12 protein-coding genes and 1 tRNA gene are annotated in these 14,705 nt (G+C 69.0%); 6 read left to right on the plus strand and 7 right to left on the minus strand.

Going from position 1 to position 14,705, the window contains the following annotated elements; genetic code table 11:
- Positions 1 to 94: 94 nt before the first annotated feature.
- Positions 95 to 394 (minus strand): hypothetical protein, encoded by a 300-nt coding sequence (locus tag OG736_RS23550; RefSeq protein ID WP_327184197.1) that lies wholly within the window; start codon positions 392 to 394, stop codon positions 95 to 97.
- A gap of 332 nt (positions 395 to 726) precedes the next feature.
- Between OG736_RS23550 and OG736_RS23555 the strand changes: the two genes are divergently transcribed.
- Positions 727 to 4,467: a S8 family peptidase gene (locus tag OG736_RS23555; protein ID WP_327184198.1), complete on the plus strand. Its 3,741-nt coding sequence runs from the start codon at positions 727 to 729 to the stop codon at positions 4,465 to 4,467.
- 159 nt (positions 4,468 to 4,626) lie between these two features.
- Positions 4,627 to 5,658 carry a helix-turn-helix domain-containing protein gene (locus OG736_RS23560; RefSeq protein ID WP_327184199.1) on the plus strand — a complete coding sequence of 344 codons (1,032 nt, stop codon included), beginning with the start codon at positions 4,627 to 4,629 and terminating at the stop codon, positions 5,656 to 5,658.
- Here the strand turns inward: OG736_RS23560 and OG736_RS23565 are convergent.
- Entirely contained in the window at positions 5,655 to 5,966 is a 312-nt protein-coding gene (locus OG736_RS23565; protein ID WP_327184200.1) for an NIPSNAP family protein, read from the minus strand. The genes OG736_RS23560 and OG736_RS23565 overlap by 4 nt on opposite strands.
- A gap of 171 nt (positions 5,967 to 6,137) precedes the next feature.
- On the opposite strand from OG736_RS23565, the gene OG736_RS23570 reads away from it, so the two are divergent.
- Complete coding sequence (locus tag OG736_RS23570; RefSeq protein WP_327184201.1) at positions 6,138 to 6,608, plus strand: VOC family protein; 471 nt, start codon at positions 6,138 to 6,140, stop codon at positions 6,606 to 6,608.
- Between the two features lie 156 nt (positions 6,609 to 6,764).
- Here OG736_RS23570 and OG736_RS23575 read toward each other — a convergent pair whose 3' ends face one another.
- Positions 6,765 to 7,313 carry a hypothetical protein gene (locus OG736_RS23575; RefSeq protein WP_327184203.1) on the minus strand — a complete coding sequence of 183 codons (549 nt, stop codon included), beginning with the start codon at positions 7,311 to 7,313 and terminating at the stop codon, positions 6,765 to 6,767.
- A gap of 460 nt (positions 7,314 to 7,773) precedes the next feature.
- On the opposite strand from OG736_RS23575, the gene OG736_RS23580 reads away from it, so the two are divergent.
- The gene (locus tag OG736_RS23580) at positions 7,774 to 8,040 is read left to right on the plus strand and encodes a hypothetical protein (protein ID WP_327184204.1); all 267 of its coding nucleotides are present in this window, start codon (positions 7,774 to 7,776) and stop codon (positions 8,038 to 8,040) included.
- A gap of 216 nt (positions 8,041 to 8,256) precedes the next feature.
- Here the strand turns inward: OG736_RS23580 and OG736_RS23585 are convergent.
- Positions 8,257 to 8,330 (minus strand) — tRNA-Gly (locus OG736_RS23585).
- A 527-nt stretch (positions 8,331 to 8,857) separates the two neighbouring features.
- Here OG736_RS23585 and dcd point away from each other — a divergent pair.
- Entirely contained in the window at positions 8,858 to 9,433 is a 576-nt protein-coding gene (gene dcd / locus OG736_RS23590; protein WP_020133056.1) for a dCTP deaminase, read from the plus strand.
- Complete coding sequence (locus OG736_RS23595; RefSeq protein WP_442817065.1) at positions 9,430 to 9,963, plus strand: phosphoribosyltransferase; 534 nt, start codon at positions 9,430 to 9,432, stop codon at positions 9,961 to 9,963. The genes dcd and OG736_RS23595 overlap by 4 nt, the downstream gene beginning before the upstream one ends.
- A gap of 185 nt (positions 9,964 to 10,148) precedes the next feature.
- On the opposite strand, the gene OG736_RS23600 is transcribed toward OG736_RS23595, so the two are convergent.
- The 3 genes from OG736_RS23600 to OG736_RS23610 form a co-directional block, all read right to left on the minus strand.
- Positions 10,149 to 10,928 (minus strand): hypothetical protein, encoded by a 780-nt coding sequence (locus tag OG736_RS23600; RefSeq protein ID WP_327184205.1) that lies wholly within the window; start codon positions 10,926 to 10,928, stop codon positions 10,149 to 10,151.
- Between the two features lie 185 nt (positions 10,929 to 11,113).
- Positions 11,114 to 12,205 carry a Yip1 family protein gene (locus OG736_RS23605; protein ID WP_327184206.1) on the minus strand — a complete coding sequence of 364 codons (1,092 nt, stop codon included), beginning with the start codon at positions 12,203 to 12,205 and terminating at the stop codon, positions 11,114 to 11,116.
- 194 nt (positions 12,206 to 12,399) lie between these two features.
- Complete coding sequence (locus tag OG736_RS23610) at positions 12,400 to 14,691, minus strand: heterodisulfide reductase-related iron-sulfur binding cluster (protein WP_327184207.1); 2,292 nt, start codon at positions 14,689 to 14,691, stop codon at positions 12,400 to 12,402.
- Positions 14,692 to 14,705 lie beyond the last annotated feature (14 nt).

The raw sequence follows: 14,705 nt of genomic DNA on the forward strand, positions 1-14,705 counted from the left end.
TCCGCCCCTCGTTGTCCCCCGCCCGATTCAGCCGCGCCCGATCCGGCCGCGCCCGCGCCCGACCGTGACGCCGTCGACAGGGCCGCACCCAGGCCTAGCCGATCAGCCCCCGGATCGCCGCCACGAAGTTGAACACCGCCGGCAGGACGAAGACGCCACCCACCCCGATCCACACACACCCGGCGGTTCGGTGACCACGGGTCGGCGCCGGCGGTGGGACCAGCCGGTCGGCGGTTCTCATCGTCTCGTCGGGGGCGATCAGACTGCGCCCGGTGCTGCGCTGTCTGCGACCCACCCAGATGAAGAAGACAGCGGCCGCGGCCGTGAAGGCCGCGAGTTGGAGATGCTCACCCGGCGAGTCAGCACCAGCCAGCGTCACGGCCACCTGCGACACGACATCCCCCCACGGATCTGCGGTGTGTGGATCACCTCACGACACCCCGTCCCTGTCAAGCGGGTCGGGCTGTGCGCGGGTTGTACGCGCAAGGCAGTTCACGGACTCCGGGCACCGCTGCCCGCTCCGCTCCCCCGCTCGGTCCGGCGGCACACCCCGATCGCCACTCGGCGCCGGCATGAAGTGCCCCCTGCTCGGAAGAGTGCGACTGCTGCGAAAAGTGCGGCCTTGCCCGGACGTACGCGGTTTGCGGTCGGCAAGTCCTTGCCATGGCGAGGACTTGCCGTCGTCCGGCCTTCACGGCGGCGTGAACCGGCCGATAGACCCATGGCATGTCCTCCCCCTCTCACTCTTCCGCCTTTCGGCGCAGACGCAGGCGGCTCGTCTGCGCGGCCACCGCGGTGCCGCTGCTGGCGTCGGGGCTCGCGGTTCTGCAAGCGCCCGCACAAGCCGCTCCGAGCAAGCCCACGGTCCCCGCCAGGTCCTCGGCGACCCACAAGGTCACCCTGGTCACCGGCGACATCGTCACCGTCACCACGATGGCCGACGGCAAGCAGACCGCCGACGTCGACCGTCCGGACAACGCCGTCGGGGGCGTGAAGATCCAGGAGATCAAGGGCGACCTGTTCGTCATCCCGGACGAGGCGGCTCCGCTGCTGGGCACCGACAAGCTGGACCGCCGGCTGTTCAACGTCACCGACCTGATCGAGATGGGCTACGACGACGCGAAGTCGGCCGCGGTACCGCTGATCGCGGCATACACCCGGCCGAAGTCCCGCTCCGCCGCCGAGCCCGAGCCGACGGCCCCCAGGGGCAGCAGGCTGACCCGCAAGCTCAAGGGCATCCGCGGTGCCGCGCTGAGCACCGAGAAGCGGCAGGCCCGCACCTTCTGGACCACCGTCGCGCCGCAGGGCAGCGCGACGCTGGGCGCGGGTGTGTCGAAGCTGTGGCTCGACGGTCGGGTGAAGGCCGCCCTGAAGGAGAGTGTGCCGCTGATCGGCGCGCCCGAGGCCTGGGCGGCCGGCTACACCGGCAAGGGCGTCAAGGTCGCGGTGCTCGACACCGGCATCGACGTCGACCACCCCGACTTCGCCGGGCTGATCGACGGCACGACCAGCTTCGTGCCGGGTGAGGGCGTCACCGACGTCAACGGCCACGGCACGCATGTCGCGGGCACGATCGTCGGTTCCGGCGCCGCATCAGGCGGCGACAACAAGGGCGTCGCCCCCGGCGCCGACCTGTTCGTCGGCAAGGTGCTCGGCGGCGCGGAGGGCTACGGCCAGGACTCCTGGGTCATGGCCGGCATGCAGTGGGCCGCCGAGTCCGGCGCGGACGTAGTCAACATGAGTCTCGGCGACTCCTACCCGACGGACGGCAGCGACCCGATGTCGCAGACGGTCGACGCGCTGTCCGCGCAGTACGGCACGCTGTTCGTCATCGCCGCGGGCAACGCGGGCCCGGAGAGCATCTCCGCCCCGGGCGCGGCCGCCTCGGCGCTGACCGTGGCCGCCACGGACAAGCAGGACCGGCTGGCGTCCTTCTCCAGCACCGGCCCGCTGGCCTACTCCGGCGGCATGAAGCCGGACATCGCGGCGCCCGGCGTGGACATCACCGCGGCCCGCTCGCAGGACATGACCGACGGCGGTGAGGGCCTGTACCGCACCATCAGCGGCACCTCCATGGCCACCCCGCACGTGGTCGGCGCGGCGGCGATCCTGGCCCAGCGGCACCCGGACTGGACCGGCGCGCAGCTCAAGGAACACTTGATGAGCACCGCGAAGGGCCTGGACGACGGGTACTCGCCGTACGAGGTCGGCACCGGCCGCCTCGACGTGGCCGCCGCCGTGCGCACCACGGTCCGCGCCACCGGCTCGCTCTTCTTCGGCAACTACACCTGGCCGCACGAGCCGAGCGACGTCGCCGTCACGAAGGACCTGACCTTCACCAACACCGGTTCCGCCGACGTCACGCTGGACCTGGCGCTGACCGACGGCGGCGGCCCGTTCGCGCTGGGAGCCGGCACGGTCACCGTCCCGGCGGGCGGCACCGCCGCCGTCCCGGTGACCGGTGACCCGCGAACCGCCTCGGCAGGGCGGCACGTCGGCTACGTGACAGCCACCGACACGGTCACCGGGAAGCCGGTGACCCGCACGTCCGTGGCACTCCTCAAGGAGGAGGAGCGCTACGACCTGAACATCGAGCTGGTCGGCCGGGACGGCAAGCCCGCCGCGGGCTGGGTCGGCATCAACCTGGCCGGTGACGTCTGGCCGTGGAACGTCTACGTCGACGGCTCGACCACCCTGCGCATGGCACCCGGCCTGTACACCGTCGCGGGGTACCTCGACGTGACCGGCGAGAAGGCGGACCGCTCGGGTCTGGCCGTGCTGGTCGACCCGGAGACCGTGATCGAGGACGGCTCCGCGGACGTGGTGCTGGACGCGAGCAAGGCACGCCTGCTGCAGACCGAGGCGCCGCAGCGCACCGAGGACCGCCAGCGCAAGGTCGACTTCAACGTCCACTACAAGGGCCTCGACCCGTACCTGGACTACCGCAGCGCCTACGTGCTGCCGCCGACGTACGACGACGTCTACGTCGCGCCCACGCAGCCGATGAAGCAGGGCGAGTTCATCCTCACCACCCGCTGGCGCAAGGGCGAACCGCAGCTCGGCCTGAGCGCGTTGGGCGGTCGCCTCCACTTCGACGCGGTGGTGCAGGCTGGCAGCACCCTGGGCACCGCCACGGACAGGCTGGACGCCGTCTACGCGGGCGACGGCTCGGCGGCCGCCTACGAGAAGGTCAGGGCCAGGGGCAGGGCCGTCGTCGTCGAGCGCAGCGACGAGGTCTCGCCGCAGGAGCGCGCCGAGGCCGCGGTGGCGGCCGGGGCGAAGGCGCTGATCGTGGTCAACGACGGTGTCGGTGCCCTGGTGGAGTACGTCGGCGAATCGAGCATCCCGGTCGCCACCGTGCACCGCGACGCGGGCAAGGCCCTTGTCGCGATGGCCAGGGCCGGCCGCTTCAAGCTGACCGCGAAGCAGACCGAGTACACGCCGTACGTGTACGACCTGACCCGGGACTACCCCGGCCAGGTGCCCGACCGGGCCCTCGTCTACAGGCCGACCCAGCGTGACCTCGCCCGGATCGACGCCCGTTACTACTCGGCCGCGGGCGGCAGGTCGGCGGAAGGCTACCGGTCCGACTTCACCCTCAGCCCGTCGTTCAACCTCCCCGAACTCGAGCGGCACCCGGGCACCCGCACCGAATGGGTGACCCCGGGCCAGGTCTGGCGGGAGTTCCACGCGCAGGGCACCGACGGCGCCCTGCCGTGGACGATGGTGTCGGGCGACAACACGTACGCCAGGGGCAGCAGCACCCGTCTGGACTGGTTCGCTCCGGCGACCAGGCCCGGCCAGAGCGAGTCGTTCGGCGTCTACAACTCCCGCTGGCAGAACTACATGACCTGGAACGTGCAGGCGTGGGCGTCCGCCAGCGACACCATGCGGCTGGGTGGCTACCTGCCGTGGGGCGAGACGCCGTCCCACCTGCAGATCTTCCAGGGCGACACGCTGATCCACGACAACCCGGTCAGCGGGGACATGCAGTGGCAGGAGGTGCCGGCGGGCAACCTGCCCTACCGCGCCGTCCTCGACGTGGAGCGGCCCGGTGACGTCTTCCGGCTGTCGACACGCACCCACACCGAGTGGACGTTCCTGTCCGGCACCGTCGACTCGGACGACTTCGTGCCGTTCTCCGTGCTGAACCTGGACTACAGGCTGGAGTCGGACCTGCACGGCGACGTCAAGGCCGACGCGACCCGGCGGATCGCGCTCAAGCCGGTGTCGATGGACCTCGGCACCGTGCCGGGCAAGGTCACCACGGTGAAGCTGGACGTCTCGTACGACGACGGCGCCACCTGGCAGAAGGTGGCCCTGACCAAGGGCGCCGGCGGCTACTGGGAGGGCTCGTTCAGGACGGCGAAGAAGCCCGGCGGATTCCTCTCGGTCCGCGCGAGCGCCGGGACGGACCGCGGCTTCAGCGTCAGGAACGACATCATCCGGGCGTACGGCCTGCGATGAACCGACGATGAACCGGCGATGAGCCGCACGGCCGGGCCCCGGGGAGGCGACTTTCCGGGGCCCTTCCCCTCACACCCGCTCCCAGCAGGGACTATTCAAGGTCTGCCGCTGTGGCGCATACTCTCCCCGCTGCGGCAAGCGGAAGAGGGTCGGTCGCCGATGCTGGATGTTCTGGGCCTCGAACCCGCTGACGAGCGCGTCTACCGGGCGCTGCTCGGAAGGCCGAACACCACCGCGGCTCCGCTGTCGGATCTGCTCGTCGTACCGCGGGCCCACGTCGACAAGGCCTTGTCCCGCCTGGTCGAGTGGGGTCTGGTGATCCGGTCGGCGGACGAGCGGTTCACCACCGCGCCGCCGGCCATGGCGCTCGGCGCGCTCATCAGCCAGCGCCGGGACGGACTGCGCAGGGCCGAACAGGCACTGGTGACCTTCGCCGAGGAACACCGGGCGGCGATGACCGGGAGCAGCATCGACGACCTGATCGAGGTCGTCACGGGCGTCGACGCCATCCGCCATCGCTTCCTCCAGGTACAGCAGGCGGCCCGCACGCAGGTCCGCAGCTTCATCACCGCACCGTTCCTCGCCGTCCCGCCCGACGAGAACACGGCCGAACCCATGGCCATCGGCCGCGGCGTGCACTTCCGGGCGGTGCTGGACCGGGCCGTGCTGGCGGAGCCGGGCATCGTCGCCGACGCGATCGACTCACTGCGCAACGGCGTGCAGCTGCGCGTCGCCGACCAGCTGCCCATGAAACTCGTGCTGGCCGACGCCGACCTGGGCCTGGTCCCGCTCGCGGTCACACCGGCCGGAGAGCCCGGCGCCGTACTGCTGCACCGCAGCGGCCTGCTGGACGCCCTGGACGCGCTGTTCGAGACGGTATGGCGCACCGCCCACCCCCTCGAACTGTCGGGCCCCGGCGGAGAAGCCGAAACCACCGTCGAACTCGGCACGGAAGGCCCGACCGACCTCGACCGGAAGATCCTTGCGCTCCTGCTGGCCGGCCTGACCGACCAGACGACCGCAACCCAGCTGGGCCTGTCACCCCGGACGCTCCACCGCCGCCTGCGCCACCTCATGGACATGGCCGGAGTCCGCACCCGCATGCAACTCGGCGCACACGCCACCCGACACGGCTGGACAGAACCACCGGCACCGAGCCGGATGGGTCGCACCGCGCACCCGCCGACCTAGGACAGGTTGTCGAGCGGCCGCAGGAAGCGTCGCTCGTACCGCCTGATGCAGCGGGTGTCACGAGCCAGTCGGAATGCTTCCTGGCATTCCGGGTCGGACATGCTGTCCGTGCGGTACTGCTCGTACGCGGCCAGGCTGGGAAAGGAGAAGAGGGCGTAGGCGATGTCGCTGTCGCCCTCACTCGGCAGGAAGTAGCCGTGGTGCGTCCCGCCGAAACGGTTGACGAGCCGGACCCAACGGCGACCGTACTCCTCGAAATCCTCGAGCTTGTCGGCGTCGATTTCATACTTCAGATGAATGGTGATCACGCCTGCATGATGCCGTGTGCCGGTTCTGGCTCGATGACAGCCTGTGCCGCGCAGGCATCCAAGCGAAGGCATCTGCTGTTCGGGTGGTCGGCGAAGATCCACCGATGAGTTCCGCCGACCGGGCCGGTCTACCGGGACGTACGCCACCGAGACGCCGACTGGAGACCCGCCATGACGAATCCCGCACACCCCGGCCGCATGCTGTTCGTGAACATCCCCGTAGCGGACCTCGAACGCAGCAAGGCGTTCTTCACCGATCTCGGGTTCGGTTTCAACCCGAACTTCACCGACGAGACCGCGGCCTGCATGCTGGTCGGCGAGCACGCCTTCGTCATGCTGCTCAGCCGTGAGAAGTTCGCGCAGTTCGCGAAACTGCCGATGGCCGATCCCACCACGCACACGCTGGCGCTGTACTGCTTCAGCGTGTCATCGCGTGATGAGGTCGATGCGGTCAGCGCCGCCGCCCTCGCGGCGGGCGGCTCCGAGGCGGACGGCGCCGAGGACCACGGCTTCATGTACTCACGCAGCTTCTTCGACCTCGACGGCCACGGCTGGCAGGTCATGTGGATGGACCCGGCGGCGGCGGAGCAGGGCCCCGAGGCGTTCGCGGCCTCCGCGCAGGACGCCGACGCCCCGGCCTGACCGCCCGCCGCGCAAGGTACGTGGTGGGGTGGTTGTGCTGTGGGCGGGCGCGTACACCTGCGTTCATGGGCAACTGACTGCCGAGACGGATCCGCGTCCGCGCCTGCCGCGGGACCTGTCACGAAGTGGGCCGTCAGTCGACTTCGTGCCGTCCTCTCACGTGTCCGCGTTGTCGGTGGTCGGCAGGAGTGCGGCCAATTCGGCGTCGTCCGGGCGGTGGACCGCCTCGGCCGCCTTGCGCAGAACGGCGCGGTCGACCGTGTCCGAGTCGGCGATCAGACGAATCACCACGCCGTCGTCGGGCACCGCGTATTCGTGGCTGTCACCTGCCGTGCGGTACCAGGCGTCGCCGTCGTGCTCACAGGTGACCTGCTTGTCCGACACCTCACCCAGCGGCTGCTCGGGGCAGCTCTCCGCTGTCATCGTGCCGCTGCCCACGAAGAGGCCGAACTTGGTGGCACCCTCCTCGGACCGATATGCGGCGACGAACTCGTCGTCGTACGCGCCGACCGACGCCTGGAACACGGTGTAGCCGGAGACCTCGGTGACATAGACGAGTTCCGGCGCGACACCCCAGTCGCGCGCGGCGGCGTCGAGGTCGGCGCTGTCGGCGGCCGTCCCGCCGTTCTTGCCCGCGTCGCACCCTGTTGTGAGGAGAACCGGCAGCAGGAGAAGGGGAAGCAGCGCACGCGCGGGTCGCATCATGCGCACATCTTTCGCATGGACATGCCACAGGCACAACCGGTTTCCGGATTGCCCCAGCCACGTTCCGTGCCCATCGACTGCACCATTTCCGGTGTGACGGGCATGTCCAGGCCGGCGGAGTCCCTCTGGGTGGGTCAACTTGTGAGCGATCTCGAAACCGTCGTGGCAGCGATGTCTCCGTGGGTCCAAACCCCACACCCGCCACAGGTGAACGGCTCCTGACCGGGCGAAACAGTCAGCGGCCGTCGTGCTGTGCGACGCCCGGTCCCCACCGTGGTTCCCCGAAGCTCCCCGTACGATCGGGCACGAGTGGGGCACGGACACCCTCTGGTCCGAAGCTCCCGAAGCTCCGGAGGGAACGGTCAGCGTCAGTGCCCACGCGCGACGGACGGCCAGTGTGGCGACACCCACCCGATTCGCGGGAGGTGGAATCGGATGAGTATGCGAATGGGGGGCGGCTGTGGGGTTGCTGATCTCAACCGTGCTTCTTGCCCTTCTTCAATGGGGCCTGAGGCTGATGCAGCTCGGGGGTGCGGCCCTCTGCCTGTTGGGCGTGGCTCTGTTCCTCCGGCGCTTCCGTGTTGCGCGTAGGCGTGAGGCATCTGGCGGCCTGCGGCAAGCGATGCCGTGGGCAACCCATGTACTCGGCGGCATCGGCATCTTCATGCTGGTGGCTGCCTCTGGGGCGCTCACTGTGGGGGAACGGCTGGGCGTGTTCGGAACCTGAGCGGCGTAGACCCGCAGCGCAAGGTCGACTTCGCGGACCGTCGGGCCGGCTTCCGTGAGGGGGACGGGGAGCCCTGCATCCCGGACTTCGCGGACGACGCGTATCCCTCGAGGACGGGCGCTCCGGACGATCAACGTCCTGGCACGAATCCGGCACACGGTGAGTGATCGCCGAGCGCAGCAAAAAGGCCCGGGTCGATGACCTGGGCCTTCTTCGTGGAGCGGGTGACGAGAATCGAACTCGCGCTCTCAGCTTGGGAAGCTGATGTTCTACCATTAAACTACACCCGCGTAAGACGCCGGTTTGACCGGTGTCGGAACGCTCCGTCACTCTACCTCATGCCAGGCCCCGGGCGATGAAGCCGTGGGGCCTGAGGGCGTTTCAGGGGATGGATCCGGGTGCGAGGGGCCGGAGTTGGGGCGTACGGTGGGGTGCTGGAAGTGGGGTCGGGCGGGGTCGGAGTGCCGCCTGGAGGGTCGTCCCGTTCGTCCCGTAATGTGGCTTTCATGGTCCGGCGGGCAGCAGCCGGACAGGGCTCTTGGGGAAGGGACTCTAGGACTTGATGGAGCGCACCGTCGTCCGTTGTGCCGATGGGCACGTGTTCAGCACCGCTTCGTTCCCGATGCAGCAGGCCGAGCGGCTCGGTCCCGGGCGGCTCGTCCGGTGCCCCCGATGCACCCGGTTGCGGAGTGCTGTACCGGTAATTCTCGAGAAGCGGTAGCGGCAACAGGAGCCGGAGGCGCTGGAGGCGCCGCCGGTCTGGCGCGCGGAGTCGTCCGATGGTGGTCGCTCCGCGCGCTTTGCGTATCCTCGGGACGTGCTTCTCTCAGACAAGGACATCCGGGCCGAGATCGACGCCGGGCGAGTACGGATCGATCCCTACGACGAATTTATGGTGCAGCCGTCGAGCATCGATGTACGGCTGGACCGGCTGTTCCGGGTGTTCGAGAACCACCGGTACCCGCACATCGACCCCTCCGTCGAGCAGGCCGACCTGACCCGGCTCGTGGAGCCCGAGGGCGATGAGCCCTTCATCCTCCACCCGGGTGAGTTCGTGCTCGCGAGTACCTACGAGGTCATCACGCTTCCCGACGATCTCGCCTCGCGACTCGAGGGCAAGTCCTCCCTCGGGCGGCTCGGGCTGGTCACCCACTCCACCGCCGGGTTCATCGACCCCGGGTTCTCCGGGCATGTGACGCTCGAGCTGTCCAACCTCGCCACCCTGCCGATCAAGCTCTGGCCCGGCATGAAGATCGGCCAGCTGTGCATGTTCCGGCTCACCTCGCCGGCCGAGTCCCCGTACGGCAGCGAGCGGTACGGGTCCAGGTACCAGGGCCAGCGCGGGCCGACGGCCTCCCGGTCCTTCCTCAACTTCCACCGGACCCAGGTGTGAGCGGCGACGGCCTGGGCGGCGCGGGCGTGGCGCGGGAGAACCTGACCTACGAGCAGTTCGGCACCGCCGTCCGTGAGCTCGCGCAGACCATCGCCGACGACGGCTACGTACCCGACGTCGTGCTGAGCATCGCCCGCGGCGGAGTGTTCGTCGCCGGCGGGCTCGCCTACGCCCTCGACTGCAAGAACATCCACCTGGTGAACGTGGAGTTCTACACCGGGGTGGGGACCACGCTCGAGATGCCCGTCATGCTCGCGCCCGTCCCCAACGTCATCGACTTCTCGGACAAGAAGGTCCTGATCACCGACGATGTCGCCGACACGGGCAAGACGCTCAAGCTGGTCCGCGACTTCTGCCTGGACGCCGTCGCCGAGGTGCGCAGCGCCGTCGTCTACGAGAAGCCGCAGTCGCTCGTGAAGTGCGAGTACGTGTGGAAGCGGACCGACGACTGGATCAACTTCCCGTGGAGCGTCCTGCCGGTGGTGCGTAAGGCGGGCGAGGCCGTCACGCCCTCCAGGGAAGCCCTCTAGCGCCCCGCGCGGCATGGCCCTCCGGCCCTCCCGGAGTGGGCCGTCCGGGGCATGAGCGAGGCGGGCCGGCCGTTTCTGGTGGCGGCCGGCCCGATCCGGCTCATGTTCTCTTCTGTTTCTCCGCGTTACCGTTCGTCACTTCGCGTTAGTTCGCGCTATTTTGCGTTGCTTTGCGTCTCTGTACGTCACTTCGCGCGAAGTACTTTGACGCCGTCCCGCTCGAAGTCGTAGACGTAGTCGTTGAGCCGGAGGCCGTCGACCGCGCCGGTCCACATGAAGTCGCGTCCCTTGCCCACGGCGACCGTGTAGACCGTCGGCTTGGCGTTGACGTTGGTGAACGAGGCCTTCAGCTGGGCGAAGGTGCACTGGGCGGCCCGCGTGCAGGTCGTCTCGTTGCCCGTGAGGTACCAGTAGCCGGTGCGTGTGGCGTCGAGGAAGGGGCTCCAGCCGTTCGTCACCGGGGACGAGGCCGGCACCCACACCAGCGTGGAGTAGTCGTCGCTTCCCGTCACGTTCGGGTCGATCTCGAACCTGATGTTCGGCATGTTCGGCGTGGTGCCCCCGTAGCCGACGTTCTCGCCCGTCTGGAACACGTGGAAGCCGATGCGGCGCAGGCCCAGCAGCTGCTTCCCGAAGAAGTCCACTTCATTGCCGAAGTCGACCTTCTCGACCACTGTCGGGGTCACCGCCTGTGCGGCGCCCGACACCTCGATGCCGAGGCTGCCACGCCCGTACGGCGGCCTGGCGGCAGTGCCCGTGGCGCCGAACGGGCCGAAGGGGCCGTTGCGGAGTTCGGCGACCGGCGAGCCGATCGTGTTGCGGGCGATCACGCCCCAGTGGTCGGAGTGGGCTCGGCCGTCGTCCGTCCGGGCGACCGCCGATCCCGGGAGGATCAAGGCGATGACGGCGACCAGCAGGGCGGCCACGAGCGCCGTTCCCCGCCTCACGCCAAAGCGAGCTTTCACGCGCACTCCTTGTAGGAGGTGTAGGGAACAGTCACAATATATTACGCTCTGTAGTTGTCATGGTGCGACATGCGGCATTTTGGATGATTCATTGCGTCTGGTGATCGTTAAATGTTGCTTACGGTGATGGCATGCCAAGGGCCCCCGACCATCCGTCGGGGGCCCTTGCCGGTGTCCGCCAGGTTCTAGAACGTGCCCAGCTTCACGATCGACAGCAGTGCGATCAGCTGGATCGACGACGCGCCCAGCGCCTTCGGCCACGGCAGGTCGTGGGAGCGGCTGACCATCAGGGTCAGCAGGGCGCCGGCCGCCACCCACGTCACCCAGCCCAGCAGCTGCACGAACGACGCGTCGCCGCCGAAGAACATGGCGACGACCAGCCGCGGGGCGTCCGTGAGGGACATGATCAGCATGGAGAGGCCGACCGTGGGCTGCCAGGCGCCGTCGCCGCCGAGCTGGCGGGCCAGGGTGTGGGTGACCACGCCCAGGATGAAGGAGCTCAGCACCATCGCGACGGCCGTCGTCAGGACGATCGGGATCGCGTTGGACAGCGTCGCGTTGATCGCGTCCGCGCGCGTGTCGTCGAAGCCGAAGACCGCGAGCAGGCCGTAGAGGAACGTGACGACGAGGGCGGGGCCCCACATCGTGTAGTCCCGCATCTGGAGGAAGGTCTGCTTGGGGTTGAGGACGATGCCCTTCAGCAGCTCCTTCCAGTGCAGACGCGGACCGACCGGGCCCGCCGGAGCGGAACCCGCGTGATACGTACCACCCTGGTTGTACTGGTCGTACTGGTGGTGGTCGTCGATCGAGAAGGCCTGGGTGTGCCCCGGATTGTTCGCGGCGTACGGGTCGTGCGGGGCACCCCCCGGGCCGCCGGGCCCACCGGGGCCGCCCGGAGCGCCGTACGGGGCGTCGCCGCCGAAGTACTCCGGCTCGTCGCCGTTCTGGCCGCCGTGCCCTCCGCCGTTCGCCTGCGGCCACTGTCCGCCGCCCGCGCCCGTGCCGCCGTACGGCGGACGCTGCTGCGGGTACGGCGGCTGGGCCGACGGGTAGCCGTACGACGGCCCCGAGGGTCCCGACGGTCCCGAGGACCGCGACGGTCCCTGGGGCGCCTGCTGCCCGTACGGAGGGTCTTGCGGTCGCGCTTGCGGGGCACGGTTGTCCCGGCCGCCGCGTCCCATCCTGAATCCAGCCACGCCTTCGAACGTACCTGGTCCCGGAGAGTGACGTGGCGGGGCCGACCGTCCGGGCACGGCTTTGCTGCCGAGCTGTGACATCCCCTAAGGGGAGTAACGGGGCGGGATTCAGTGGTTCTTCAGGGCAGGGCCGTAGGGGGCGGAGGGGTTGCGCGCGTGAGGGGAACGGGGGAGGGCGTAACGGGGAGGGGGAGTGAAAGCGTGAACGGCGACGCCCCCGTGGCCACGGGGGCGTCGGTACGGCTGGGGAGCAGCTGGGGGTGCAGCCGTTCGGGCTACTCCACCGGCTGGGGCTCCGGCTCGTTCTCGGTCTGCGCCTCGCCCGCGGGGGGCTCGTCGTCGACCGGGGTCTTGACCGACTCCAGGAGGAGTTGGGAGACGTCGACGACCTGGACGGTCTCCTTGGCCTTGCCTTCGTTCTTCTTGCCGTTGACGGAGTCGGTGAGCATGACGAGGCAGAACGGGCAGGCGGTGGAGACGATGTCGGGGTTGAGGGAGAGGGCTTCGTCGACGCGCTCGTTATTGATGCGCTTGCCGATCCGTTCCTCCATCCACATCCGTGCGCCGCCGGCGCCGCAGCAGAAGCCGCGTTCCTTGTGGCGGTGCATCTCCTCGTTGCGCAGGCCGGGGACGCTCGCGATGATCTCGCGCGGGGGCGTGTAGATCTTGTTGTGGCGGCCCAGGTAGCAGGGGTCGTGGTAGGTGATGAGGCCCTCGACCGGGGTGACGGGGATGAGTTTGCCCTCGTCGATGAGGTGCTGGAGCAGCTGGGTGTGGTGGATGACCTCGTAGTCGCCGCCGAGCTGCGGGTATTCGTTGCCGAGGGTGTTGAGGCAGTGCGGGCAGGTCGCGACGATCTTCTTCGCCGACTTCGGCTTCTTCGACTCGGCCGTGACGTTGCCGTCGTCGTCCGTCTCCTCGCCGAACGCGGCGTTGAGGGACATGACGTTGTCCATGCCGAGTTCCTGGAAGAGGGGCTCGTTGCCGAGGCGGCGGGCGGAGTCGCCGGTGCACTTCTCGTCGCCGCCCATGATCGCGAACTTGACGCCCGCGATGTGCAGGAGTTCGGCGAAGGCCTTGGTGGTCTTCTTCGCGCGGTCCTCGAGGGCGCCGGCGCAGCCGACCCAGTACAGGTACTCGACCTCGGAGAGGTCCTCGATGTCGCGGCCGACGACGGGGATGTCGAAGTCGACCTCCTTGAGCCACTCCAGGCGCTGCTTCTTCGCCAGGCCCCAGGGGTTGCCCTTCTTCTCCAGGTTCTTGAGCATGGTGCCCGCCTCGGACGGGAACGCGGACTCGATCATCACCTGGTAGCGGCGCATGTCGACGATGTGGTCGACGTGCTCGATGTCGACGGGGCACTGCTCGACGCAGGCGCCGCAGGTGGTGCACGACCACAGCACGTCCGGGTCGATGACACCGCCTTCTTCGGCGGTGCCGATCAGCGGGCGTTCGGCCTCGGCGAGCGCGGCGGCGGGCACGCCCGCCAGCTGCTCGGCCGACGCCTTCTCCTCGCCCTCCATGGTCTTGCCGCCGCCGGCGAGGAGGTAGGGGGCCTTGGCGTGGGCGTGGTCGCGCAGCGACATGATCAGGAGCTTGGGGGAGAGGGGCTTGCCGGTGTTCCAGGCGGGGCACTGGGACTGGCAGCGGCCGCACTCGGTGCAGGTGGAGAAGTCCAGCAGGCCCTTCCAGGAGAACTGCTCGACCTGGGAGACGCCGAAGACGTCGTCGTCGCCGGGGTCGGCGAAGTCGATCGGCTTGCCGCCCGACGTCATCGGCAGCAGGGCGCCCAGCGCGGTGGCGCCGCCGGCGTTGCGCTTGAACCAGATGTTCGGGAACGCCAGGAAACGGTGCCAGGCCACACCCATGTTCGTGTTCAGCGAGACCACGATCATCCAGATGAACGACGTCCCGATCTTGATCATCGCGACGAGGTAGACCAGGTTCTGGAGCGTGGTGACGCCGAGCCCCTTGAAGGCAAGGACGAGCGGGTACGAGGCGAAGTAACCGGCCTCGTAGTGCTCCACGTGGTGCAGTGCACCCTCGAGACCCCGCAGCACGTAGATGGCGAGGCCGATGGTGAGGATGACGTACTCGACGAAGTAGGCCTGACCGGACTTGGAGCCGGCGAAGCGGGACTTGCGGCCCGCGCGGGAGGGCAGGTTCAACAGGCGGATCGCCATGAGGACGACGATGCCCAGGATCGTCATCACGCCGATGAACTCGATGTAGAGCTCGAACGGCAGGAAGTCGCCGATGACCGGCAGCACCCAGTCGGCCTCGAAGAGCTGGCCGAAGGCCTGGGCGAGGGTCGGCGGCAGCGTCAGGAAGCCGATCGCCACGAACCAGTGGGCGAAGCCCACGATGCCCCAGCGGTTCATCCGCGTGTGGCCGAGAAACTCCCGTACCAGCGTCACGCTGCGCGCGTAGGGGTTGTCTGTCCGGGTTCCGGCGGGGAGCGGCTGGCCCAGCTTGAAGTACCGGACGAACTGGCCGATGGCACGTGCGATCAGGGCGACGCCGACCACGGTCAGAAGCAGCGACACGATGATCGCGGCGAGTTGCATTTGGGGGCTCCTCG

Source organism: Streptomyces sp. NBC_01334 (assembly GCF_035983595.1).
Classification (GTDB): domain Bacteria; phylum Actinomycetota; class Actinomycetes; order Streptomycetales; family Streptomycetaceae; genus Streptomyces; species Streptomyces coriariae.